The organism is Microbulbifer maximicatervae (SeqCode), assembly GCF_052468155.1.
In genome coordinates this window covers 3,322,685-3,345,849 of the sequence record NZ_CP174335.1, presented here as the reverse complement: position 1 = coordinate 3,345,849, position 23,165 = coordinate 3,322,685, and the positions used below count along the sequence as shown (strand labels likewise).

Here is a 23,165-nt window from a genome sequence, read left to right as displayed (position 1 = left end):
GGCCCCAGACTGGCGGATTCCTATTTATCCCCTTGGACAATATTCATATTTTTAATAACTTAATAAATTTATATTCCACCGACTCGCGACTAGAGATTCATTTTCGAAAACACCAGCACCTCTTAGAGCGGACAGCCCCCACCCATCAGTTTTCCGAACAGAAACTGTGCAGACGCCATAAAGAAGCATCACCTGTCGCGATCCTTTAGCTAGGCTAGTTAATGGCGGCAATCAAAACCGTATTTCTTTGGTTCCGTGGAAAACCCTATGGCGGTGAAGTTTATTCCTCTATTGATTCTCGCGGTTTGCACTATCGCCGTGGCTGGGGTGTTGAGCTTATTGGTTTATTTTGACCTGGATGATCAGATTATTGAGCTGATGCAGTGGCTCAATGAGCAGGGCTGGCAGACAAGTTTGCTATTTATCTTAATTGTGGCCGCAGCAATCGTCTTTTTACTCCCTGGCGTCATTTTTACCATGGGGGCGGGGTTTGTATTTGGCGTTATAAAAGGAACTCTACTGGTTATTGCCGGCACCGTACTCGGGGCAACCCTCGCATTTCTTATCGCCCGCTACCTTCTCGGCGAGAAGCCCTCTCGGTGGGTTATGTCTCATATCAAGCCCGCGACTGTCGGCGAAGTGATTCGTCGCGAGGGCTGGCAAATGATTATGTTGACCCGACTGGTTCCCCTATTTCCCTTCAAGTTGTCGAACTACTTCTTTGGACTGACTCCAGTTCGACTGCGTGACTTTGTGATCGGAAATTTCCTTGGAATTATCCCCCTTACATTGCACAACGTTTACATCGGCTCCATCGCTGCAGACCTCACTTCCCTGGGCAAGGTTGAGGAACGGACTCCCGTTCAATGGGGATTTTATATTGCCGGATTCGCCCTGGCAGTCATTGCACTCATCGGGCTCACCCGAATGGCTCGCCGAGCTTTGAAAAGAATTATTAAAGAAGAGGACCTCTGATGCCTTGGATGAAATGGCTACCCTGGCGCTTCTTCGTACGCCGCTTTGCCACCGCTCACGGTTTCCTTGATCCACTCACTTTGATGGCGCACTTACAGCGCTTTGCCGAGCCTTCAGAGGTGAGTGAACCCATCGAGCTGCTACGCGCAGGGGCGGTATTTCACGCTCGAGCACTGATCAACAGTAAAGTCATACAACACAACCTGGACTGGGTGTGGCCCTACTGGATTCAGCGCCAGTTCGACCCCTATGACAAGTCGTTTATCCCTCGGGCTTTTTCCATTAGCCACTGCAATTTGAGCCACCGCAATTGGACCGCTGTAGGTATACCCGACTGCGAAGAACTGCCGATTGTCGACCCCCGAGGCCTGCTTACACCTCACTACGATGGCTGGTCTATTGATGTCTGGGTCATCAGTGATAGCGGTGAAGAGCTAACGCCTTCCACCCTCGGCTTCTGCAACCAGCACCAGGAGCTGGGAGATGATATTGCGATAGTCACCGAATCCCATCGTCGGGGTCTGAAGTTGCACAATAGGGCCTCAGCAAGCCTGCTCCAAGGCCATCCCCGCTGTGTGCTTGAACTCAATGCCCAATGCCCGGGAGGCGGCTGGCTAATGGTGGTCTTGCGCCCCTGCAATCCTGAGGGCGTCAGCTTTGTTCACAAGGTTCGCCTGGGCGATAGCGGGCGCAATTGGCTTATTGAAGACAAGGCCGCCGTAGAGTTCAGCCAGCCGGTAGACAAACACCTGGCATCCAATTACAAGCGGGGCGATATCTACCTCCATCTCCGGGACAAGGAAAGCAATCGCGAGGGGCTCTGCGATATTGGCATGGCCTCTGCGGCCGCTATGTTTCGTATCGAAGACCGAAAATCCCGCAAGGTTGAAGTTGCTATTCCACTGGTTACAGAGGAGAGTAAACAGCGCTCTCCCCTGTGCTGGGAACACGTCCTGGAAGGTCACTGCGCCCTGACTGTTCCCGACGAAAAATTTCAGTTTCTCTACGACTCGGCAATACGCACCCTTATTCTCCACTCTCCCAAAGATGTCTACCCGGGGCCTTACACCTACAAGCGGTTTTGGTTTCGGGACGCGGCATTTATGATTCAATCGCTGCTTTATGCCGGACTGACAAACCGCGCAGAAAGAGCTCTGGAGCAATTTCCCCACCGGCAAAAGCGGGATGGTTTTTTTCACTCCCAGGACGGCGAGTGGGACTCCAATGGTGAAGCCCTGTGGATCTTCAACCTCTATTGTGAATTAACCGGCAAACCCTTAAAGCAGCCGTGGTGTGAACCTGTCGTCAGGGGTGCCAAATGGATTATCAACAAGCGCCTTCCGAATGATGGCAGCCCCTGTGGGGGCCTGCTCCCTGCGGGATTCAGTGCAGAACACCTGGGGCCCAACGACTGCTACTACTGGGACGACTTCTGGGGCGTCGCCGGTCTGCAGAGTGCCGCCAGTATTTGCACGCGCGAAGGTATGGATGACAACGCCCATCGCTTCAATACCGCGGCCAGCGACTTCCAGAGCACTATTGATCAAAGCTTGCAGGATGCACAGGACCGTCTGGGCCGCCCCGCGATGCCAGCCTCACCAAACCGGCGCCTGGATGCCGGTGCCGTAGGGTCGATCGCCGCAGGCTATCCCTTGCAACTCTACCCACCAGAGGACCCGAGGTTGGTAGACCTGGCGGAATACCTGATGGAAAAGTGCTTTGTGAGCGGCGGGTTTTTCCAGGACATGATCCATTCCGGCATTAACGCCTACCTCACTCTCCACATTGCCCAGGTACTGCTTCGCGCTGGAGATGCCCGTTGTATTGACCTTATGCGCAGTGTGGCAGAACTGGCATCGCCAACAGGGCAATGGCCGGAAGCCATCCACCCCCATTCTCTCGGCGGATGCATGGGGGATGGACAGCACGCCTGGGCAGCGGCTGAGTGGGTGGCGATGCAACGCAATTGCTTTGTCCGCGAAGAGCAGGACGCTCTGGTTCTCATCTCCGGGCTTCCCCCCGAGTGGCTCAAAGGTACTGACTCAGATCAGCCCATCCGCTTTGGGCCCGCGCCAACCCGGTTTGGCTCGGTCACCCTGGAGATTCAACCAGGCTCCACGCCAACGGTCTCTTGGGCTGCCGATTGGCATGGTAAGCCCCCACCTATCGCCATTAAGGCCATCGGCTTCCGGCCAGTGCTGATCACCGACGAATCACAGAGTGTGGAGTTGAGCCCCAAGTGAATATCGTGATGCTCACCAACACCTACTTGCCTCACGTGGGCGGCGTTGCGCACTCCGTCGCCGCGTTTAGTGAGGAATATCGCAAACGTGGGCACAAAGTACTGGTGATCGCACCTGAGTTCCCGCAAAAGTCTGACGATGAAGAACATGTTCTGAGAATTCACTCAATCCAGAACTTTAATGGCACCGACTTTTCCATGGCGCTGCCATTTTCAGGGGTTTTGAATGATGCGCTGGATAAATTCCGTCCGGATATCCTCCATGCCCACCACCCTTTTCTCCTGGGGCTGACTGCCCTACGTATTTCGCGAGAGCGCGAGCTACCGCTCGTTTTTACCCATCACACATTGTACGAGCACTACACCCACAATTTGATGGGAGATTCACAAGCACTCAAACGCTTTGTAATGGAAGTTGCCACCCGCTTCGCCAATAAAGCAAATCTGGTCTTAGCCCCAAGCCTGAGTATTGTGAGACTTCTCCGGGAGCGAGGGGTACAAACTCCAATCGCGGAAGTCCCTACGGGAGTGCACCCAGAGCAATACGCCCATGGAAAAGGAAATAAGCTCAGGAAAAAACTGAAAATACCCGCATCAGCATTCTTGTTGGGACACTTGGGCCGCTTTGGGAAGGAAAAAAACTTGGTTTTTCTTTGTCAGGCCGTCGCCAAATTTTTACAGGAGTATCCATCCGCACACTTTCTTCTCGCTGGCAGCGGCCCACTGGAAGATCAGCTCCAGCAGTTTTTTACCGACAAAAAATTAATGCAACGTGTACATATGCCAGGGAAAGTCATTGGCGATGCCCGCCGGGATGTCTACAGCGCGATGGACACCTTTCTATTTACTTCCACTACTGAAACCCAAGGTCTAGTGCTGTCTGAGGCAATGGCCTCTGGAGTTCCCGTGATCGCCCTGGAAGCCAATGGATCGAGAGATATATTGAAGCAAGGTATTAACGGCTGCCTGGTAACCAAAGAATCGCTGAATGATTTTGTGGCGGCGATACGTTGGTTCCACAACCTGCCTGATGACCGCCGCCAGCAGATGATCAAGGAAGCCAGAATTACGGCCCAGGACTTTTCCATGAATAGCTGTGCCCAGCGAGCACTGGATCTCTATCAACCCCTCGTGCACTACAACTGGCCGCTTGATAACTCTATTTATGCGCGATGTATACGCACTGGAAAATTAATCACCATACAGTGGGAGATTTTCGAGGGCTTCACAGAAGCCGCAGGCGCAGCCTTGAATCAACCACCCAAGCGTTAGTCCAGAAACTATGTTAAGCCGTATCGGACTATCAATCAGACGCTGGCGCCGCCGACTCAGTCGCAGCGAGTGGATTACTCGCTTGCTCGGACTATCCACCAACCCAAATAGCCCCCATGCTCCGGGGCTAATTTTGATCCAGATTGACGGACTGGCCTACCCCGAACTTCTCAAAGCACTGGCCCGAGGGCGAATGCCATTTCTGAAGCGGCTAATCAGAAAAGAGCACTATCGCCTGGAGCACATGTACCCGGGAGTCCCATCGACAACTCCTGCAGTACAGGCCGAACTTTTTTATGGAGTGCGCCAGGCCGTACCTGCATTTGGCTTCCTCGTCCACGAAACGCAAAAACTCGGACGGATGTACGATCCCGAGGTTGCCGCCCTGGTCGAAAAAAGAATTAAGACTCAACACCGCGATCCACTGTTGCGTGGGGGCAGCTGTTATCTCAGCCTATTTAAAGCCGGAACAAAAACCGGTGAAGCGCACTTCTGCCCCGCCGACCAGGGATGGGGCCCGGCACTGCGCGAAGCCAGCCCCATGGCAATCGCCATTCTGATTGTCACCAATATTTGGAGCCTTGTTCGCACTACCGCGTTAATTTTGATTGAGCTGGTTTTATCTCTAGTCGACTGCGTACGCGGGATAATCGGTGGCCAAAACCTACTCAAGGAATTGATGTTTATCCCCACAAGGGTCGCCATCACCATTCTCACTAGAGAGTTGTGCACCATGGGGGTGAAAGTTGATATCACCCGCGGCCTGCCGATTATTTATATCAACCTGCTCGGTTACGATGAGCAGTCCCACCGGCGCGGGCCGCAATCGGCCTTTGCCCACTGGGTATTGAAGGGGATAGACAGTGCGATAGCCAAAATCTGGAAGGCTGCTCACGGCTCTGAGCGGCGGCACTACGACGTTTGGATTTTTTCAGACCACGGGCAGGAACAAACAGTGGCCTATGAAGAGGTCAACGGGCGCAGTCTTGGCGATGCCCTTTCGGAAGCTCTATCCAATTTACCTTCAGCGCCGCAGATCAAATCTACCACCATCCCCAAAAAAGTCCGTTTCGAACGAGCTCGACTGTTCGGCAGTGAGTGGATGGACAAAAGCAGCATCGAGGAGGAATCCACGCAAGAGGGCGATAGAACGCCTACTGCCATAGCGGCCCTGGGCCCAATCGCGATGCTGTACAACATTGATCTGAACGGTACCAGCCGGGCAGATGCCGCCAAAAGAATGGTGGAGCAAGCCAAAGTGCCCCTAGTACTCTATCTGGAAGACCCATCCTCCCCCGCTTCCTCACCAGTGCATGGGTGGTGGAAAGATGGCCCCATCAAGCTTCCTGAAGACGGCCGCAAATTGATGGGGGACGAACATCCCTACCCGGTTGAAGCCTCAGAGGATATGGCCAGCCTGTGCCGGCACCCGGACTCTGGCGACTTTATGATGTACGGCTGGTGTGCCGGTATGCGGCAACCCATGACTTTCGCCATGGAGAATGGCAGTCACGGCGGCTCTGGCCCCAATGAAACCCATGCCTTCGCCCTGATGCCAGAGGATATCCAGCCCCCAGATCCCAGTCGGGGCTATTGGCGCCCGCAGGACCTGCGCTCCACAGCCCGCGCCTACCTCCGTGGCGCCCGCCCCATGAAGGTAGATAACCACAGGATGCCAAAAACTGTTTTGCGCATCATGACCTATAACGTGCACAGTTGCCGAGGGCTGGATGGCAAGCTCTCCCCGCAGCGAATTGCCCGGGTAATTGCCCGCTATCGCCCGGATGTGGTGGCATTACAAGAACTGGATGTCATGCGCAAACGCACCGGAGGCCTCGACCAGGCCGAAAGACTTGCTCGCCTGCTGGCAATGGACCTGCACTTCCAGCCCACCATAAATATGAAAGAGGAGCGCTACGGTGATGCGATCCTCACCCATCTCCCGGCCCGGCTCATCAAGAAAGGGATTTTGCCCGGCCCTCCCTCCGGCAAAGGGGGACTTTTTAACCCCGCTGCAGACGAACCGCGTGGAGCAGTTTGGGTGGAAATCGAGGCCAATGGCAAACCTATCCAGATTATCAACACCCACCTGGGGCTATCCCGTGCAGAGCGGCTGCGTCAGGTAGATGCCCTTCTCGGCCCCGAATGGCTTAGCAATCCCCGCTGCACCGGAGAGCGAGTGCTGCTGGGGGACTTCAACGCGCTACCCAACTCTGCCGAGTGCAAGCGACTCGGAGGCTATCTCAGGGATGCCCAGGAACAGGCGCCCCGCCACAACCCCAAAGGGACCTTCCTCAAGGTCCGTATCGATCACATGTTCCTAAGTGCGGGACTCAATGTGAAGCGGGTACGGGTGCCCAGGACATCGCTGACCCGCCAAGCCTCAGATCACCTGCCATTGATCGTGGATATCGACCTACCCATCAAGGGTGGAAAGTAATCGATCTCGGTTTATCGAGCCCCACACTCTTCGCACCCTCCAACCCGAGCGATAACACTTGAAAAATGCCCCACAGCCCCCACAATAAGCGGAGAATATTTGAATAAATCCTTTAAAAATATAGGGTTTTTGTGAATTCATAGAGACTGGCAGACGGACGCTAAAAGGGTTTTCCCGACTTGAAGGTCCCCACTGCGAGCTATATGATTCTTCTATCACTTAATAGCAGGAGTCGCTAAATGCAACCGCAAGCTTATACTCAAACCCGCGCACTGGATCGCTCGGAATCGGCGAAGGTGTTGCGCAATACCTATGCCCTACTGGCAATGACCGTTCTCTTCAGTGCCATTACCGCCGGTATTTCCATGTCTATTGGCATGGGTCGTGGCATGAGCCTGGTCTGCTCCCTCGGAGCCCTGGCCCTCATCTGGTTCGTATTACCGCGCACAGCAAACTCCGCCGCAGGCGTTGGTGTTGTATTCGCATTTACCGGCTTGCTGGGTGCCTCCATTGGCCCATTGCTTAACCACTACCTGGGCATGGCTGGCGGCGGTCAGATCGTTATGCAAGCCCTGGGCACCACTGCCCTGATCTTCTTTGCCCTGTCTGCCTACGTACTGACTACCCGCAAAGACTTCAGCTTTATGGGCGGCTTCCTGGCCGTTGGCTTGATCGCAGTACTGGTATGTTTCCTGGGCGTTATCATCGCTGGCTTCTTCGGCATCCACATGCCGCTGTTTAGCGTGGCCCTGAGCGGCGTTGTTGCCCTGCTGATGTCTGGCTTCATCCTGTACGACACCAGCCGCATCATCAATGGTGGCGAGACCAACTACCTGATGGCAACCGCCTCCCTGTACCTGAACATCTTCAACCTGTTCACCAGCCTGCTGCACATCCTTGGATTCGCATCCTCTGACGACTAAGCATAAGCATCAGCTTTGTTGAGCAAGTCACAATGCCCCGCACCGCGGGGCATTTTACTATTTGGCCCCCTATGAAGTTTTCCCTAGCCATCTACTCAGCCCCCCACAGCACCCAGTCTTCATCCAGTGCACTCCGGTTTGCCAAAGCCCTTCTAGAGCAAGGCCACGAAATTTATCGAGTGTTTTTCTACTGCGACGGCGTGCAAAACAGCAATGCCATTGCCGCACCTCCCCAGGACGAAACTGATCTGACTTCAGAGTGGCAGGCACTGGGCCACCAGCACCAATTGGACCTGGTAGTTTGTATTGCCGCTGCCCAACGTCGCGGCGTGCTGAATCAGAGAGAGGCCGAGCGTCTGGAAAGACCCGCCGCCAACTTGGCAGAGGGTTTTGAGCTGGCTGGCCTCGGCCAACTCACCGACGCTGTCGCCAATTCCGATCGCCTGATTACCTTTGGAGGTTGAGCATTGAGCACTAAATCATTGGCCCTATGCCGCACCGCCCCCTACGGCAATGCCCTGGCGCGGGAAGGTATCGAAGCTGTACTGGCAGCGGCGGCGATGGAACAGGACATGGACCTGCTATTTCTCGGCGATGGGGTATTCCAGTTGCTGGACCAACAATCACCTGCGGATATCGGCCAGAAAAGCCTGCGACGCAATTTGCAGGCTCTGCCGATGTTTGGCATTGAGCAGTTTTTCGTTTGTGAGAAAAGCCTCGCTGAACGCAATATCAGCCTGGAGCAGATCCAGGTTGCCGGCGCAGAGACTAAAGCCGTAAAAGACACCGGCTCACTGATCGCCGCCTACCCCACCGTATTGAGCTTCTGATATGACTTTGCATATTGTCAGTAAATCCCCTTATACCAGCAGCGCCCTTAAGGAATGCCTGGGTGCTTTTGCTCAGGACGACTCGCTCCTGCTTATTGAAGATGGTGTCTATGCGCTGAGGCATGAGGCTCTGGAAACAGTGCCAAGTACCCAAATTTTCTGCCTTGAAGCAGACGCTACTGCCCGAGGCCATCAGCAACTTGCAGTAAACATGGATAGAGTGGAAATGATCGATGATGCGCGCTGGGTACAGCTCTGTACCGAGCATCAACCCATAGTCAGCTGGTTTCGGTAACAAAAAATGAGCAACCTAGTAGTCAATGGCCAGGAAATCCCTTTGGACAAAGAGGGTTACCTGCGCAAGCTCAGCGACTGGAGCCGGGACGCCGCCCTTCAGTTAGCCAGTGCTGAGGGTATCGAGTTAACCGAGGAACACTGGCAAGTTATTGAGCTGTTACAAGAATTCTACCGTGAATTTGAACTCTCCCCCGCTATGCGCCCGCTGGTGAAATATGTTGGCCAGCATCTCGGCGCAGAAAAGGGCCGCAGTATTTACTTGATGCAGCTCTTCCCCCCAAGCCCAGCTAAAGTGGCCAGTAAAATTGCCGGCTTACCCAAACCAACCAATTGCCTATAAATTTCTCCACCGGCCAGGCGCACTTTGATACAGCCTGGTCAGTTTCCCCTCTAAATATCCGGCTGACCGCCCCCATCAATCACCTGCTCTAGACTCTGGTAGAAGCGCAAACTATCGCTCTCAATTTTAAATCTCACCAGGAGTCATCCAATGCCAAAGCTGCGCTTTGGAATAGTCGGCAGTGGCGCGATTGCCGACTTTACCTGCAAGGCAATCAGTCGAGCTAACAGTGCCTGCCTCTCATCCGTTGCCAGCAGACGGTATTCGCAAGCCAAGGAGTTTGCCCGTGAGCAACAAATTCCCAATACCTACGAGGATTGGAAATCCCTGCTAGAAGCGCAAGATTCGGATGCCATTTACGTGGCTAGCCCCACCACCAGCCGCGAGGAAATCTGCCTCGCGGCACTGGCCAACCATAAGCATCTTCTCTGCGAAAAACCTTTTCTCAATACTGCCTCGGTCGACAAAATTGCCGCCAAGGCTCAGTCTGAAGGATTGGCATTTATGGATGCCACACATTTCACCCATCACCCCCGCACTGCCAAGATTATTCAGCGGCAAAAAAATTATCTGGGCCAAGTTAATAGAGTTCACAGCGCCTTTTTTATCCCAATGATGGACCGCGACAATATTCGCTTCAATTCACAAAAAGAACCCACTGGCGCAATCGGGGATATCGGCTGGTACAACATGCGTGCAATCGTCGAATATATGCGCCCTACAGGAGCAATAAAGACAATTTCAGGAGCGATAAAGCGGGACTCGCAAACAGGGACCATTATTAGCGGTGCGGGCCTGATTGAATTTGCCAGCGGACAAACTTCAACTTTTGACTTCGGCTATGACTCAGGCGTTTGGCAAATGGACCTGGATATTCTGGGTGAAAACGGCCTGATCCAACTGGATAACTTTGTGCTCGACTGGAGAGACAGCGCAGTCTTTTACAACCCTGAATATACGCCAGAATTTGTGATTCGCCGGGGGGAGGCATCCCCAGACGAGTTCGAGCACCAGCAAGTGCCAATAGAGCGATCGCAGGCGGTACAGATGATCGAAGACTTCTGCCACTTAACAACCCCAGATAATAAAGTTGATCGTATCCAGGCTATCGAGAGGGCCCGCGCAACCCAGTCATTGATCGACCAGTACTGCCAGGCAGTTGGCGTAGCCGTCTAGCTATCGCCATTAATGCCTATCGAGATTGCTCTCTTGGCCATGTCGGCCACAATATTGAAATCTGTGGTCATAACTAACCGTCGTACCATATATGCTGGCAAACAAATACTGGGGAAACTCTCCCTGCTGTAAAACGAAAAGAACTCAGCCTGACGAAAATTTTTTACCTAGACTGATAACGTTTTGGCCGCACGCTGGGTTAAAAACTCAACCACTGGCATAAAGGCCTTATTGTTTTCACTTTCCTCATTAAAGACTGCAAAAATACTGCGGCTGGCACGATGAACATGCTTCACTTCAAACAGCTTGCGCTCTGCAAGCAGAGGTTCAATTAGATTGCTGGGCAGGAATGCAGCTCCACCATGCGTTAACAAGAACTCTAGTGCTATGTGGCTCTGTCCTGTGTGCAGTACTGGCGCAATAGCCTGATCAAAGAACTTGGCATGCTGTAAGTTAAACGCTGTCCCCCAGTCTACAAAGATATAACCTAGGCGCTCAATATCCTCCGCACAGGAGACATTTTCGCTAGAGACAAACATCAGTTCCATCTCACCTATTGGGCTGGTTCTCAGCTCCGATACCTTGGGTGGATCGAAAAGTACCGCAATATCTAATCGACCACTGAGGAGTGCCCTTGTCAATTCTCGCTGAGGGTTAATCTCGGTACGCAAATAGAGGCCCGGAAATGCCCCAGCCATTTGCGGAAGAAGGGACTGCAAGAAGGTATCCCACAAATTTGATGTCCCTCCAATCGATATTTGCAAGCACTTCTGGTCGGCTACACCTACATCCTGTAGCGCGGCCTGCCAGCCCGCTAGTAAGTTTTCCGCGTGAGGTAACAACCGCTCACCACTTGGGGTGAGCAGTATATTGTTGCGCTCGCGGGTAAACAGTTTCACCCCAACTACACCTTCCAGTTGTTTGATCCGAAAACTGACCGCTGATTGGGTCAAAAACAGGTTCTCAGCAGCCCGACCAAAGTGACGGGTCTTCGCAACCTCCAAAAAAGTGCGCAAAAGGTCTGTATTCATACCACTTCAATCAAAATATTTTATCAAAAACAAAAAAATAACTCGTTTTACCCAGGGTTCTGGGAGGACGTAAGATCGCCGCCAGATCTGAGGCTCTGTATTTATAGGATATAAGCCGATTTAAGCAACAAAATCAACAACCAGTAATATTTATCAAAGTTGAAAAATTTGGCTAAATGCGCCCATTTTAGCCCTAGGAGAACTTCATATGAGAATCGCAATTTTGTCCCGGGGCCCAGGGTTGTATTCCACTCGCCGCTTGAAAGAAGCCGGAGAGGCTCGTGGCCATCAGGTAGACATTATCGACACACTGCACTGCTACATGGACATTACCCGAAGCCGCCCGACCGTTCGCTATCACGGTGAAGAATTGCCGTATTACGATGCCGTCATTCCCCGAATAGGCGCTTCAATCACGTTCTATGGCACGGCTGTTGTACGTCAGTTCGAGATGATGGGCACTTTCTGTGTCAATGAATCTGTGGCTATTAGCCGCTCTCGAGACAAACTTCGCTCGCTGCAACTGTTGTCTCGCAAGGATGTGGGCTTGCCCAGAACTGGATTCGCAAGCAAACCCGACAATATTAAGGATTTGATCAGAAATGTGGGGGGTGCTCCTGTTGTGATCAAACTACTGGAAGGTACCCAAGGTATCGGGGTGGTGCTGGCTGAAACCAACAGGGCTGCCGAAAGCATTGTCGAAGCCTTTATGGGGCTAAAAGCCAACATATTGGTGCAAGAGTTTATCAAGGAGGCCGGAGGCGCCGATATCCGCTGCTTGGTTGTTGGGGGCAAGGTAGCTGCAGCCATGAAGCGGCAAGGAGCGGAGGGGGAATTCCGATCTAACCTGCATCGCGGAGGCTCAGCAAAGCTGGTGCGCCTGACCAAAGAAGAGCGCACTACGGCGGTAAATGCCGCCAAAGTTATGGGCTTAAGTGTGTGTGGCGTAGACATTTTGCAATCCAAGAACGGGCCGGTGGTGATGGAAGTCAACTCTTCTCCTGGGCTGGAGGGTATAGAAACAGCAACCAACAAGGATGTCGCCGGTATGATCTATGAGTTTATCGAAGCCAAAGCCAAGCCCAATCACACCCGCACCCGGGGGAAAGGCTGATGCAAGACAATAAGTTGACGATTGCCGGAGTGGACATCCTCCCCGGCCAATCAAGGCGCTTGGAAATACCGGTAGCAAATCTGTACACCGATACGGATATTTTTATCCCTATTCACGTCGTGCGTGCAAAAAAACCGGGGCCAACGCTGTTCGTTTCAGCCGCAGTGCATGGCGATGAGCTGAATGGCATAGAGATCATTCGCCGCCTGATTAACTCAAAATACCTGAATCTAAAGATAGGGAGTTTGATTCTGGTGCCAATGGTGAATGTCTATGGCGTGCTCAACCAGAGCCGCTACATGCCCGACAGGCGCGATCTGAACCGCTGTTTTCCGGGCTCTGAAAAAGGCTCATTGGCTGCAAGGGTCGCTTCTATTTTTCTGGAGGAGGTCGTTCAGCACTGCGACTATGGCATTGATTTACATACTGGCGCCATCCATCGCTCTAACCTGCCACAAGTTCGAGCGAATTTGTCAGATCCAGAAACCCGAGCATTAGCAGAGGCATTTGGTGTACCAGTACTTCTCAATGCCAACCTGAGGGATGGTTCACTGCGTCAAGCCGCAGTGGAATGGGAGACAAAGATTTTACTTTATGAAGCAGGTCAAGCATTACGTTTTGATGAAATATCGATTCGGGCCGGAGTTCGTGGTGTTATCAATGTATTGAGCAAGCTGGGCATGCTAAAGCGCAAGATCAGGCGAAAAAAAGTGATGCCCTTTGTGGCCAACAACAGTACTTGGATACGCGCTTCTGCCAGTGGGTTCGTGAACACTCTAAAAGAGCTGGGCGATCAGGTTACCAAAGGCGATATTCTGGCAGACATAGGTACACCTTTCGGAGATAGTTTAGCCAAGGTCACTGCAAATAAGTCCGGCATTATCATCGGTAAGCAGAACATCCCATTGGCGCAGGAAGGTGATGCCATGTTCCATATAGCTTATTTTTCGGAAAGTGACGAAAACATTGCCTCCATCATTGAAAAAATGCAGGTGGTACTTGAAGAAAGCCCTGAGCTGTCTTCGCCTGATATTGAGTCAATAGTAGATTGATTAGACAGATGCAGTAATAGGAGAAATTTATGGGTCTATACACAGCCGGGATATTGCTAACTGTAGTTATCGGCTTAATCCTAGGTAATCGGGCAATAAAAATACTAGTTAATCGAGTAGGTGCTGAACGCCATATTGATGAAAGCCGTATCGATTATGTCATCAAATCCATACAGCTGGTTTGGGTATTTATTGGTGTCGTAGCTGGCATTGCGCTGACGGGTAGCAGTGTTGAGGACGTGGGCGTACTGGTCGGATCGTCTCTGGCTTTTTTAGGTGTTGCACTGTTTGCCCAATGGTCCCTGCTAAGTAATGCCACTGCCAGTATTATTGTATTTTTTTTCTTCCCTTATCGAGTGGGAAATTGGGTGGAGATTATTGATGGAGACAATACGGTTATTGGACAAGTCAAAGAGATAACTCTGTTTCATGTCATTATGCATGATGAAGCTAATGCGATAGTCACCTATCCGAATTCATTGGTATTTCAAAAGGCCGTAAGAATCACTCGCAATAAGCCAGTGAAAAAGGATGTTGAAGATGAAATCAACAAATAAAATTACAATCGGTGCAATAGAGGTCTGTAATTTACCAGAATTAAGCATCTCCGATTTACATGTAAGGGTGGACACTGGTGCTAAAACATCTTCTCTGCACGTGGATAACATCCGGCGTTTGAAAAAAAATGGTCGTGCTTGGGTCACCTTTGATATCCACCCAGATATCCATAATGTTGATAAGGTAGTTGCTTGTGAATCACCACTTTTTGATGTTCGACGCATCAAGTCATCTAATGGAAAATCTGAGGAACGCTATGTGGTCAAAACCCAGCTTGATTTGGCTGGCCAGCAATGGCCGATTGAAATTACGCTGACAGACAGATCTGATATGTCTTACCTCATGCTACTGGGGCGTGAGGGTATGGGCAGCCGGGTTCTGATTGACCCCTCAGAAAACTTTATGATCACAGACTCCCCATTGACTGAAAGGAGCGGAAGAGATGAAAAAATATTTTCAGAATTTAACTAAGGCCCTGATGGGAAAGGATATCAAAGAGCTTGGCACTTCCGAAAAGCGAGTCATCAACAGTATCGCCGATCAAACGACCTTGGCAGAGAATGTCAATGATACTTATGTTGAGTCACTCACTTTCGGTGAGCGAGTTGCTGATAGAGTTTCACGTTTCGGAGGGTCTTGGAGCTTTATCTGCCTATTCTTTTTGATTATCGCGGTATGGATTATTACCAACAGTTATTTTTTTATGGCCGATAACGCCTTTGATCCATACCCCTATATATTGCTGAATTTAGGACTATCAACACTTGCAGCTTTCCAAGCTCCTATAATTATGATGTCTCAAAATCGCCAAGCAGAGAAAGACCGACTCAAGCAAGAAGCCGCGTTCCAGATCAATCTAAAGCTGGAAATTGAAGTCATGCGACTACATGAGAAGCTTGATTCTTTAAAAAACGGTATCGCCGTTTCCATTGATTAGTGATTAAAAGTTCACTCCCCCTATAAAGCGCACCTCCAAATTCTGGTATGGATCAGCGCTTATTGGCCGGAGATGAACTGCAATCGCCCACTAGCGCTTCGGGCGCATCCAAGTAGTGGGGGGCCAGAGACTTTCACAGAGTCGTTCCCCGCTACAGGCGTCATAAGTGATGATCTCTGTCGCATCTAGCAGCGCAGTTTTGAATGTGGCCTGATCCAGCTAGACGACTTTGCACCCGACTGGAGAGACAGTACTGCCAAGCAGTTGGCGTAGCCATCTAGCTATCGCCACCAACGCGCGGTATTGAATCAAATATGCAGGATAACGTGCCGAGCCCCGTGGTGATGGCGGTGCTCCCAAAGATAGATCCCCTGCCAGGTACCCAGCATCAAGCGCCCCTTTTGCACTGGAATGGACAAGCTGGTCGCGGTAAGGCTGCATTTGATATGAGCCGGCATATCATCTGGCCCTTCAAGGGTATGGGTATAAAGCGAGTCATTTTCCGGCACCAGTCGATTGAGCCAGTTCTCAAGGTCACGGCGCGCACTGGGGTCGGCATTTTCCTGAATCAGTAAACTTGCAGAGGTGTGCTGTATAAAAAGTGTACACAGACCCTCATCGAGGGCCTGATCACTGACCCAATCAACTACACTGCCGGTAAACTCGTGAAGCCCCTGTCCATGAACCGGAATTTTTATCTCACCTATTGCCATACGGTTTCCTATATAATTCGCGCCCGCTTTTTGTACTGACACCGCATTGTAATATGGCACTGTACCGCGTTAATACTGACGACTACCCACAACAGCTTCAAAACAAGGCCGAGCGCCTGCAAGAGGCTTACAGCAAGTTCACTGACCTGGAGCCGGAACTCTTCCCCTCCCCGCCCATTCACTACCGTCTGCGCGCCGAATTCAAGGTGTGGCATGAGGGAGGTGTAGCCAATTACGCCATGTACCGCCAGGGTGAGTACAAGAAGCCCTTTATCATCGATGAGTTTACCGTCGGCTCTGAGCTGATGAACCAGTTGATGCCGAAGGTGCTGGCTGCTGTCAATAATAGCGAAGTCCTACGCAAACGCCTGTTCTCCGCCGAGTTTCTTACCACGCTGAATGGTGATGCGCTGATTACGCTGATCTACCACAAGAAACTGGATGAGACCTGGGAGCAGGAAGCCAAAGCACTCCAGGCACAGCTGGGATTCCCGATTTTGGGGCGCTCGCGCAAGCAAAAAGTGGTTTTGGTGCGTGACTTCGTTACCGAAAAACTGGATATCGATGGGAAAACTTACCAGTACAAACAGGTGGAAGGCAGCTTTACCCAACCCAATGGAGCGATCTGTCGTTCCATGATCCAGTGGGCGAGAAGTGCCTGCGGAGACAGTGATAGCGATCTGCTGGAGCTCTACTGTGGCAATGGCAATTTCACCATCCCGCTCAGCGAGAAATTCCGCAAGGTCCTGGCCACTGAAATCTCCAAGGTATCGGTAAATTCGGCCCAGGAGAATATCGCCAACAACCAGATCACCAATCTGGATATCGTACGTCTATCCAGTGAAGAGTTTACCCAGGCCATCGATAAGGTACGCCCCTTTCGCCGCCTTAAGGATATAGATCTGGATAGCTACGACTTCTCCACCGTCCTGGTTGATCCCCCCCGAGCGGGCTTGGATGAAGACACCTGTGCGATGGTCGCCCGCTTCCCGAGAATCCTGTACATCTCCTGCAACCCGGAAACCCAATTGGAAAACCTGGAATCGCTGACCAAAACCCATCGCATCGAGCGCTTCGCGCTCTTCGATCAGTTCCCCTATACCGACCATACTGAAACAGGTTTATTGTTGGTGAAGAAGTAATCGCTTCCGTTATTCCTCTACCCCACCCCGGCGTGCTGTTATTTCGGCGCGCTGGGAGCTTCTAAATTAGCTACTCCCTATTAGGCGAATCTGCGATCCAAATTCAAGGCACCACAGCCCCGACAGTGTTTTATAAAAGTTTCCGCTATCCCCAAGGGCTCCTGGCAGAAAAAACAGCACCCCTCTCTCATAGTCAAATGATTAGCAAAATTTTTGCTGTAGAGCATGGGCAGCTTAAGTTCCCTTCTCAGCGCCTTTACTAAGCTTGCAGTAATGCGCCCCTCAGGAAAATCCCGTGCTATTCCTTGAATATTCGACAGGGTCTTAGCAGAAAACTCCCAAACTTCACCACAGTGGTCACAGGAAATTATCATTTCCCAATTTACTCCGCCTTTCCAAAGATACAATTATTTTAGTCCCAACGGCTGAAGTATTTTTTCCATCTGTTTAAAGGAAAGGCGACACAGCAAAGAGGGAAACAATCTTTCCAGCCACCACAGCAACTTAAGTTTTGCTGGCACAACAATGATTTCTTTGTTCTTTGCTATTTGAAACAAAGCCTTTTCTGCAAAAGCATCAGCAGATATTGGCCCCAGAGGCTCGAACATCTCTGCTTGCTGTTGAGGAGGAATGGGAGTTGGCATCCGCCCATTGACACCACCTCCCTGCAAAATCGGCGTTGATACTGCCCCGGGACACAAAATACTCACTCGAACACCACAGGACTCAGCCTCAGGGCGAATAGCCTTTGATATTGCTACCACAGCACTCTTGGAGGCTGAGTAGGCAGCCATTGCTGGCGACGGAACTAAAGCCGCCATCGAGGCAGTATTGATAATATGGCCAAAGCCCTGGCGCTTCATGACCTGAAAACCACATTGGAGCCCATGAAAAACGCCAAACAAATTGATATCAATCGCCGCTTTCCAATCTTCAAGATTATGATCGGAAAAATATCCACCCACCCCTATACCAGCATTGTTAAAAAGGAAATCTAACGGAGATATTTCACTAATGACCTGAAAAAATTGATCAAAGTTACGAACATCCAAGTGAACAAACGATGCTCTCCCACCGGACTCCTGTATTTGGCTGACAACCTGCGTAGCGAGGTCCTGCTGGATATCCGCGATAATGGCTTGAGCCCCAAGTGCTGCCAGTCGACAGGCCAAGGCCGCACCGATTCCAGAAGCACCACCGGTAATCAGTGCCGTCTTGCCACTGAAGTAAGATACCTGATCCATAAGCGCTTTCCCTTCCTTGCTTTTACCACTTTATACCCCAGTTTCTGCTATCATCGCGCCCGCAAAACCTAAGGGGTGGCCTTGCCTGAGATGTCCGGGGATCAAATTGGTCTGTCGCGACAAACCCTTGAACCTGATCCGGTTAATACCGGCGTAGGAATAGGTAGACAAAGCAAAACCTCCCCACGTCGCACTCCGGGTCTCTTTCACTGCCGTTATTCGAGAGAGAACCATGAAAAAACAGTTTCCCACCCACCCTATTGCCTGGTCTGTCAGCCTTGCCAGCAGCCTGTTCGCCGGTATCGCCACCGCTAATACCGCAGAAACCGGGCTTGAGGAAGTGGTGGTTACGGCACAGCTACGGGAAACCAACCTTTTGGAGCTACCTTCCAGTGTTACCGTACTGGATGAAAGCGCGATCGATGCGCGGGGCGCGGCCAACCTGGACCAGCTTTTGAACATGGCGCCCAATGTGAATTTTTCGTCTGGCGCCTCCAGGGGACGATTTGTACAGATTCGCGGCATTGGTGAGCGCAGCCAGTTTATCGATCCAGTAAACCCCTCAGTTGGCCTGATCATCGACGGTATCGACTTTACTGGCCTGGGGCTCGCAGCCAGCACCCTGGATATCGATCAAGTGGAAATCCTGCGGGGCCCACAGGGCACGGTGTACGGCGCTAATGCCCTGGCCGGCCTGATCAACATGACCAGTGCAGCGCCTACCAGTGAGTCGACCACCAAGGTGTCCGCCGAGCTGAGTGAGTACAATGGACAGAGCCTGTCTGCGGCTACCGGTGGTTCTTTGAGCGATGCTCTTGGCTATCGATTGGCTGCCAGCAAACGCAAATCCGACGGCTATACCGAGAATGTGTATCTCAACCGCGATGACACCAGCAATATTGATGAGTCTGTACTGCGCGGTAAGCTGGCCTACTCCCCGTCCGACGATTTAAAGCTGGGCGTTACCCTCTTCTATATCAACGTTGATAATGGCTACGATGCTTTCTCTCTCTATAACACTCGCGAAACCCAATCTGACCAGCCCGGCTGGGATCGCCAGGAAACCTTTGCCGGCGCATTGACTGCTCAATGGTCTGGTAACGAGAACTTTACCCTAGAAGGCACCCTCAGCCTCGCCGATTCAGATACAGAATATGGCTACGATGAGGATTGGAGCTATGTCGGCTTTCATCCTTGGGAATACAGCTCCACAGATAATTACCAGCGCGATAAAGACAATATCAGCATTGACCTTCGCGCACTCTCTACCGAAGAGTCCAAGTTATTCTGGGATCGCAGCCACTGGGTTGTGGGCCTTTATGGCCGCACGGAGCGCGAGGACCTTAATCGCAACCAGAGCTTCCGCAGCACTTTTGATACTGAAAACTCTGCCATCTACGGCCAGCTCTCTACGGAAATCACCCCTGCGATCAACTTGATCACCGGTCTGAGATTGGAAAGACGCGAAGCCGATTACTCAGATTCCTATAACATCGATGCAGATAATGGAGAAAACCTGTGGGGCGGCAATATCTCCCTGCAATACCATTACACCGACAACACCTTGCTCTACGCTACGGTTTCCCGAGGCTATAAAGCCGGCGGTGTAAACGGCAGAATCATCTCAGAATCAACAAGCAACACAGAGATCAACAGTGACATGTTCGAGTTCGATACCGAACATATGCTCAACTATGAATTAGGTATTAAGGGCAGCTGGCTGGAGAATCGTTTGCAAGCCCAGGTTGCGGCTTTCTACCAGGATCGAGATGACGTTCAGGCCAAGGTTTCTATCTTTAACCCTGCCGACTACTCATTTAGTGACTACCTTGCCAATGCTGCCGGCGGAAGCACTACTGGTCTTGAGGTGGAACTGAACTATCAGGCTACCGACGCCCTGCGCTTTTTCGCCTCTGCTGGCTGGCTGAATGCAGAATTTAAAGACTACGAAAGCAGTTCCCATGTCGATGCCCGCGATGACTACGCAGGAACAGTGTTGGCTGCGGTTGATCTGGATGGCCGTGATATCGCTCACGCCCCCAACTACCAGTTCTTCACCGGTACAGAAATCGATCTGCTTCCCAACCTGATCTTGCGATTGGAGCTTGAGGGTAAAGACGAATTCTACTTCTCAAACAGCCACGACGAAAAATCCACAGCCTACGAACTGGTCAATGCTCGCCTGACCTACCAGGGAGATAACTGGGATGTTGCCCTGTGGGGAAGAAACCTGACTGACGAAGATTACTATGTGCGCGGGTTTTACTTCAGTAACCAGTATGGCAACAACCCGGCCAATGGCTACGCACCCGAGCCCTACTATCAGTATGGTGAGCCCCGGATTGCCGGGATAACAGGCACCTACACCTTCTAATCACTCAGTGACTTTGGGGCAGCGTTTCGCTGCTCCAAAACTCTCTATCAAGAGGGGAATTATGCAGCTCTCTGTCGAAATCAGTATGTATCCGTTAAAGGACGAGTACATCCCAGCTATTCAAGCGTTTATCGCACAGTTAAACAGCCATCCAAAACTCAAGGTAATCACCAATACAATGAGTACTCAGGTGTTTGGCGATTACGATCTGCTGATGGATGTGCTCAAGTTGGAAATGCGCAAATCCTACGAACAGTTTGGCCGCGCCATTTTTGTATGCAAGTTTATTGACGGCGACCTGGCCCCGGGAGAAGCGCATGTTTGACCAGGATATCAGTACCGCAATCAGCGCTTCGATTGCAGCCATGTCCCTCTGGGAAGTAGCCGCTGTAATACTGGCTCTGGCCTATTTGCTTCTAGCCATGAGGGAGAAAATCAGCTGCTGGTATGCTGCCTTTATCAGTACGGCGATCTATCTGTTTCTGTTTTGGGATGTCAGCCTGTTAATGGAGTCTGCACTACAGGTTTTCTATCTGCTGATGGCGGTTTATGGCTGGTGGCAATGGCGAAATCACCGCAACCGGCAAGACGATTTAAAAATCCATCGCTGGAGCGGAAAAACCCACTCAATAGTTATTGGCGCTACCCTGATACTGACTTTACTGATCGGCTACCTGCTGGATCGCAACACCAGTGCCGCCCTCCCCTACCTGGATTCATTCACGACTCTGGGGGCAATCGTCACCACCTATATGGTCACCCGGAAGGTACTGGAGAACTGGCTTTACTGGATTGTCGTAGACGGTGCTTCAATCTATCTCTACCTGGACAGAGAACTCTACCTTACTGCCGTATTGTTTATGCTGTACCTGGTGCTGGTTGTGATTGGCTATTTCCAGTGGTTGGCCATTTTCCGAAAAGAGAAACAACAACCCGATAGCGCTCCTCAAACAATGGCAGCGGCATAGTGACCAACTGATATGAGCCAGGACTTGAGCAACATCATCCCCAACGATTGGCATCATTGGAGCAAGGCCCGGCCCAGGGTGGTCAGGGCCTTGGCTGGGGGGCTGACCAATAACGCCTTTCTGGTTGAGTCCGCCGATCAGCGGATGGTGCTCCGGATAAACTCCAGCATCAGCGATCAGCTCAATCTCGACAGGGCTGCTGAACAGCAGGCGCTGCAAGCTGCCACATATTCCGACAGTTGTGCTTCTTTGGTTTACTGTGACCCGCATTACCGATATTTGCTGACCCGCTATATTGAAGGCACTCCCTGGGATAAAAATGTCGCCCACAGTTTGGAAAAACTTGCCGATCTGCTGCGCCGTATACACGGTTCCCCTGCAATTGATGCCCAATTAAACATCGGTGAGAAAATCTCTAGTTACAGGCAGTTTATCGATAAGCGAGCCAGTTATTTCCACTTGCTCGACACACTGCAAGAGAAACTTCCGCAATTAATTGATGCTGCTTTTCGGATGGGCGACGAAATTTGCCTGTGTCACAACGATCTAACGGTTGGCAACCTGATCTGGGCACCCTCTGACAAGCTATACGCTATCGACTGGGAGTTCGCAGCAATGGGGGATAAATTCTATGACCTCGCTGTTTTGGTAGAGGAACACAACTTGAATCAGCGAGAGCAAAATAGTTTACTGGAGTGCTATCTTAATCGCACTGTGTCACCTGAAGACAATCAACGCTTGGAGTTATGGCAGCTGATCTACGGTTACCTTTGTATTCTCTGGCACGGGGTACAATGGAGTAACCAAACCCAAAGGTCCCCGGAGCAAGGGAGATATATCGGGAAAAAAGCCCAACAGTTATTGAAAGGCCTATCGGCTCACAGCCTCAGCTGAGTAATCCCTGCTAGAATAGGCCCAATCCCCAAGAAGCGACTTTCAGTCACTGCGGCGCAATCCAAGTTGCTGTCGAAGTAATTCAACTAGGGCCCGACTCGGCTAAAATACCCCCCTTTTTTCACCCCCCTAAAATAACCACAGAGGTACTCCTGTGATCAGATCATTTTTTGCAATACTACTTACCTTTATCGCTATCAACGCACAAGCGGTAGAGAAACCCGAAGGTTTTAAAACGATAGACGGGCTGTTTGCTGCGCTTTCAAACCTGGACCACCAGGCTATGCGAGACGGCGTCAGCGACGATTTTATACTCCTTGAGCACGGTGAAGTCTGGGATATTGAAGACCTTATCGCTGTAATGAAGCCCAATCCCTCAAAGCTGGAAAGAATCAACTACTTCAGCATTATCAACTTTGAAGAGCATGAGAACCTGCTGACCATCAATTACTGGACCAAGTCCATTTTTAAATCCGAGGATGGCAATAAAGAAGCGGTGTGGTTGGAAAGCGCCATTGTTAAGAAAATCGATGGCAAGTGGCTAGTAGCCCAATTGCACTCAACCCGCCTGCCCGCAGAGAAATTCCCCAAAGACGTCCAGTTTGAGCAGCAAGTCCTATAATAAAGTGCCATACAGGCCCTG

At 51.3% G+C, this 23,165-nt stretch carries 24 protein-coding genes and 1 riboswitch; of the genes, 21 read left to right on the top strand and 3 right to left on the bottom strand.

The annotated features are described in order from the left end of the window. Positions 1-267 precede the first annotated feature (267 nt). From ACJJIY_RS14455 to ACJJIY_RS14410, 10 genes are all read left to right on the top strand, one after another. The gene (locus ACJJIY_RS14455; RefSeq protein WP_444897631.1) at positions 268-975 is read left to right on the top strand and encodes a TVP38/TMEM64 family protein; all 708 of its coding nucleotides are present in this window, start codon (positions 268-270) and stop codon (positions 973-975) included. Next, positions 975-3,218 (top strand): glucosidase family protein, encoded by a 2,244-nt coding sequence (locus ACJJIY_RS14450; RefSeq protein WP_444897632.1) that lies wholly within the window; start codon positions 975-977, stop codon positions 3,216-3,218. The genes ACJJIY_RS14455 and ACJJIY_RS14450 overlap by 1 nt, the downstream gene beginning before the upstream one ends. Continuing rightward, entirely contained in the window at positions 3,215-4,489 is a 1,275-nt protein-coding gene (locus tag ACJJIY_RS14445; protein ID WP_445358160.1) for a glycosyltransferase, read from the top strand. Before ACJJIY_RS14450 ends, ACJJIY_RS14445 begins: the two co-directional genes overlap by 4 nt. Positions 4,490-4,499: 10 nt before the next feature. Then, positions 4,500-6,929, top strand: a complete 2,430-nt coding sequence (locus tag ACJJIY_RS14440) for an endonuclease/exonuclease/phosphatase family protein (protein WP_445358159.1) — start codon at positions 4,500-4,502, stop codon at positions 6,927-6,929. Positions 6,930-7,168: 239 nt separating this feature from the next. Further along, positions 7,169-7,852: a Bax inhibitor-1/YccA family protein gene (locus ACJJIY_RS14435; protein WP_444897635.1), complete on the top strand. Its 684-nt coding sequence runs from the start codon at positions 7,169-7,171 to the stop codon at positions 7,850-7,852. Between the two features lie 71 nt (positions 7,853-7,923). Next, on the top strand, positions 7,924-8,316 hold the full coding sequence (gene tusD / locus ACJJIY_RS14430; protein WP_192879334.1) for a sulfurtransferase complex subunit TusD: 393 nt from the start codon (positions 7,924-7,926) through the stop codon (positions 8,314-8,316). A 3-nt stretch (positions 8,317-8,319) separates the two neighbouring features. Beyond that, complete coding sequence (gene tusC, locus ACJJIY_RS14425) at positions 8,320-8,682, top strand: sulfurtransferase complex subunit TusC (protein ID WP_444914053.1); 363 nt, start codon at positions 8,320-8,322, stop codon at positions 8,680-8,682. A gap of 1 nt (position 8,683) precedes the next feature. After that, positions 8,684-8,977: a sulfurtransferase complex subunit TusB gene (gene tusB / locus ACJJIY_RS14420; protein WP_444897638.1), complete on the top strand. Its 294-nt coding sequence runs from the start codon at positions 8,684-8,686 to the stop codon at positions 8,975-8,977. 6 nt (positions 8,978-8,983) lie between these two features. Continuing rightward, a complete protein-coding gene (locus ACJJIY_RS14415; protein WP_444914054.1) occupies positions 8,984-9,319 on the top strand; it encodes a TusE/DsrC/DsvC family sulfur relay protein in 336 nt (111 codons plus the stop codon). A 150-nt stretch (positions 9,320-9,469) separates the two neighbouring features. Next, positions 9,470-10,495, top strand: coding sequence for a Gfo/Idh/MocA family protein (locus ACJJIY_RS14410; protein ID WP_445358158.1), 1,026 nt, complete (start codon positions 9,470-9,472; stop codon positions 10,493-10,495). Between the two features lie 167 nt (positions 10,496-10,662). On the opposite strand, the gene ACJJIY_RS14405 is transcribed toward ACJJIY_RS14410, so the two are convergent. Next, a complete protein-coding gene (locus tag ACJJIY_RS14405; protein ID WP_444897641.1) occupies positions 10,663-11,526 on the bottom strand; it encodes a LysR family transcriptional regulator in 864 nt (287 codons plus the stop codon). 208 nt (positions 11,527-11,734) lie between these two features. Here ACJJIY_RS14405 and rimK point away from each other — a divergent pair, with 208 nt between their 5' ends. From rimK to ACJJIY_RS14380, 5 genes are read left to right on the top strand one after another with little or no spacing between them, the layout of a single operon-like run. Then, on the top strand, positions 11,735-12,640 hold the full coding sequence (gene rimK, locus ACJJIY_RS14400) for a 30S ribosomal protein S6--L-glutamate ligase (protein WP_445358157.1): 906 nt from the start codon (positions 11,735-11,737) through the stop codon (positions 12,638-12,640). Continuing rightward, positions 12,640-13,692: a succinylglutamate desuccinylase/aspartoacylase family protein gene (locus ACJJIY_RS14395; RefSeq protein ID WP_445358156.1), complete on the top strand. Its 1,053-nt coding sequence runs from the start codon at positions 12,640-12,642 to the stop codon at positions 13,690-13,692. Before rimK ends, ACJJIY_RS14395 begins: the two co-directional genes overlap by 1 nt. A 29-nt stretch (positions 13,693-13,721) precedes the next feature. Further along, the gene (locus ACJJIY_RS14390) at positions 13,722-14,249 is read left to right on the top strand and encodes a mechanosensitive ion channel domain-containing protein (protein WP_444897644.1); all 528 of its coding nucleotides are present in this window, start codon (positions 13,722-13,724) and stop codon (positions 14,247-14,249) included. Next, positions 14,233-14,721 (top strand): ATP-dependent zinc protease family protein, encoded by a 489-nt coding sequence (locus ACJJIY_RS14385; RefSeq protein WP_444897645.1) that lies wholly within the window; start codon positions 14,233-14,235, stop codon positions 14,719-14,721. Before ACJJIY_RS14390 ends, ACJJIY_RS14385 begins: the two co-directional genes overlap by 17 nt. Then, on the top strand, positions 14,693-15,187 hold the full coding sequence (locus tag ACJJIY_RS14380; protein WP_444897646.1) for a DUF1003 domain-containing protein: 495 nt from the start codon (positions 14,693-14,695) through the stop codon (positions 15,185-15,187). The genes ACJJIY_RS14385 and ACJJIY_RS14380 overlap by 29 nt, the downstream gene beginning before the upstream one ends. 308 nt (positions 15,188-15,495) lie before the next feature. Here ACJJIY_RS14380 and ACJJIY_RS14375 read toward each other — a convergent pair whose 3' ends face one another. Beyond that, positions 15,496-15,900, bottom strand: a complete 405-nt coding sequence (locus ACJJIY_RS14375; protein ID WP_444897647.1) for a secondary thiamine-phosphate synthase enzyme YjbQ — start codon at positions 15,898-15,900, stop codon at positions 15,496-15,498. Between the two features lie 53 nt (positions 15,901-15,953). Here ACJJIY_RS14375 and trmA point away from each other — a divergent pair, with 53 nt between their 5' ends. Beyond that, the gene (gene trmA / locus ACJJIY_RS14370) at positions 15,954-17,042 is read left to right on the top strand and encodes a tRNA (uridine(54)-C5)-methyltransferase TrmA (RefSeq protein WP_445358155.1); all 1,089 of its coding nucleotides are present in this window, start codon (positions 15,954-15,956) and stop codon (positions 17,040-17,042) included. A gap of 407 nt (positions 17,043-17,449) precedes the next feature. Here trmA and ACJJIY_RS14365 read toward each other — a convergent pair whose 3' ends face one another. Continuing rightward, on the bottom strand, positions 17,450-18,286 hold the full coding sequence (locus ACJJIY_RS14365) for an SDR family NAD(P)-dependent oxidoreductase (RefSeq protein ID WP_445358154.1): 837 nt from the start codon (positions 18,284-18,286) through the stop codon (positions 17,450-17,452). A gap of 61 nt (positions 18,287-18,347) precedes the next feature. Further along, positions 18,348-18,463, top strand: a riboswitch (TPP riboswitch). A gap of 55 nt (positions 18,464-18,518) precedes the next feature. Here ACJJIY_RS14365 and ACJJIY_RS14360 point away from each other — a divergent pair. The 5 genes from ACJJIY_RS14360 to ACJJIY_RS14340 all read left to right on the top strand — a co-directional run bounded on the left by ACJJIY_RS14360 (position 18,519) and on the right by ACJJIY_RS14340 (position 23,144). Then, complete coding sequence (locus tag ACJJIY_RS14360) at positions 18,519-20,660, top strand: TonB-dependent receptor (protein ID WP_445358153.1); 2,142 nt, start codon at positions 18,519-18,521, stop codon at positions 20,658-20,660. 61 nt (positions 20,661-20,721) lie between these two features. Beyond that, entirely contained in the window at positions 20,722-20,985 is a 264-nt protein-coding gene (locus ACJJIY_RS14355; RefSeq protein WP_445358152.1) for a hypothetical protein, read from the top strand. Continuing rightward, on the top strand, positions 20,978-21,628 hold the full coding sequence (pnuC, locus tag ACJJIY_RS14350) for a nicotinamide riboside transporter PnuC (RefSeq protein WP_444957989.1): 651 nt from the start codon (positions 20,978-20,980) through the stop codon (positions 21,626-21,628). Before ACJJIY_RS14355 ends, pnuC begins: the two co-directional genes overlap by 8 nt. Before the next feature lie 12 nt (positions 21,629-21,640). Then, positions 21,641-22,522: a phosphotransferase gene (locus ACJJIY_RS14345; protein ID WP_445358151.1), complete on the top strand. Its 882-nt coding sequence runs from the start codon at positions 21,641-21,643 to the stop codon at positions 22,520-22,522. Between the two features lie 154 nt (positions 22,523-22,676). After that, a complete protein-coding gene (locus ACJJIY_RS14340) occupies positions 22,677-23,144 on the top strand; it encodes a nuclear transport factor 2 family protein (RefSeq protein WP_444936125.1) in 468 nt (155 codons plus the stop codon). The last annotated feature ends 21 nt before the right edge of the window (positions 23,145-23,165 follow it).

What these genes read in the sequence shown, in the direction of transcription:
- ACJJIY_RS14455 (WP_444897631.1), top strand. Translation starts at nt 268, where the DNA reads ATGGCGGTGAAGTTTATTCCTCTATTGATTCTCGCGGTTTGCACTATC.
- ACJJIY_RS14450 (WP_444897632.1), top strand. Translation starts at nt 975, where the DNA reads ATGCCTTGGATGAAATGGCTACCCTGGCGCTTCTTCGTACGCCGCTTT.
- ACJJIY_RS14440 (WP_445358159.1), top strand. Translation starts at nt 4,500, where the DNA reads ATGTTAAGCCGTATCGGACTATCAATCAGACGCTGGCGCCGCCGACTC.
- ACJJIY_RS14435 (WP_444897635.1), top strand. Translation starts at nt 7,169, where the DNA reads ATGCAACCGCAAGCTTATACTCAAACCCGCGCACTGGATCGCTCGGAA.
- tusD (WP_192879334.1), top strand. Translation starts at nt 7,924, where the DNA reads ATGAAGTTTTCCCTAGCCATCTACTCAGCCCCCCACAGCACCCAGTCT.
- tusB (WP_444897638.1), top strand. Translation starts at nt 8,684, where the DNA reads ATGACTTTGCATATTGTCAGTAAATCCCCTTATACCAGCAGCGCCCTT.
- ACJJIY_RS14415 (WP_444914054.1), top strand. Translation starts at nt 8,984, where the DNA reads ATGAGCAACCTAGTAGTCAATGGCCAGGAAATCCCTTTGGACAAAGAG.
- ACJJIY_RS14410 (WP_445358158.1), top strand. Translation starts at nt 9,470, where the DNA reads ATGCCAAAGCTGCGCTTTGGAATAGTCGGCAGTGGCGCGATTGCCGAC.
- ACJJIY_RS14405 (WP_444897641.1), bottom strand. Translation starts at nt 11,526, where the DNA reads ATGAATACAGACCTTTTGCGCACTTTTTTGGAGGTTGCGAAGACCCGT.
- rimK (WP_445358157.1), top strand. Translation starts at nt 11,735, where the DNA reads ATGAGAATCGCAATTTTGTCCCGGGGCCCAGGGTTGTATTCCACTCGC.
- ACJJIY_RS14395 (WP_445358156.1), top strand. Translation starts at nt 12,640, where the DNA reads ATGCAAGACAATAAGTTGACGATTGCCGGAGTGGACATCCTCCCCGGC.
- ACJJIY_RS14390 (WP_444897644.1), top strand. Translation starts at nt 13,722, where the DNA reads ATGGGTCTATACACAGCCGGGATATTGCTAACTGTAGTTATCGGCTTA.
- ACJJIY_RS14385 (WP_444897645.1), top strand. Translation starts at nt 14,233, where the DNA reads ATGAAATCAACAAATAAAATTACAATCGGTGCAATAGAGGTCTGTAAT.
- ACJJIY_RS14380 (WP_444897646.1), top strand. Translation starts at nt 14,693, where the DNA reads ATGAAAAAATATTTTCAGAATTTAACTAAGGCCCTGATGGGAAAGGAT.
- ACJJIY_RS14375 (WP_444897647.1), bottom strand. Translation starts at nt 15,900, where the DNA reads ATGGCAATAGGTGAGATAAAAATTCCGGTTCATGGACAGGGGCTTCAC.
- trmA (WP_445358155.1), top strand. Translation starts at nt 15,954, where the DNA reads ATGGCACTGTACCGCGTTAATACTGACGACTACCCACAACAGCTTCAA.
- ACJJIY_RS14365 (WP_445358154.1), bottom strand. Translation starts at nt 18,286, where the DNA reads ATGGATCAGGTATCTTACTTCAGTGGCAAGACGGCACTGATTACCGGT.
- ACJJIY_RS14360 (WP_445358153.1), top strand. Translation starts at nt 18,519, where the DNA reads ATGAAAAAACAGTTTCCCACCCACCCTATTGCCTGGTCTGTCAGCCTT.
- ACJJIY_RS14355 (WP_445358152.1), top strand. Translation starts at nt 20,722, where the DNA reads ATGCAGCTCTCTGTCGAAATCAGTATGTATCCGTTAAAGGACGAGTAC.
- pnuC (WP_444957989.1), top strand. Translation starts at nt 20,978, where the DNA reads ATGTTTGACCAGGATATCAGTACCGCAATCAGCGCTTCGATTGCAGCC.
- ACJJIY_RS14345 (WP_445358151.1), top strand. Translation starts at nt 21,641, where the DNA reads ATGAGCCAGGACTTGAGCAACATCATCCCCAACGATTGGCATCATTGG.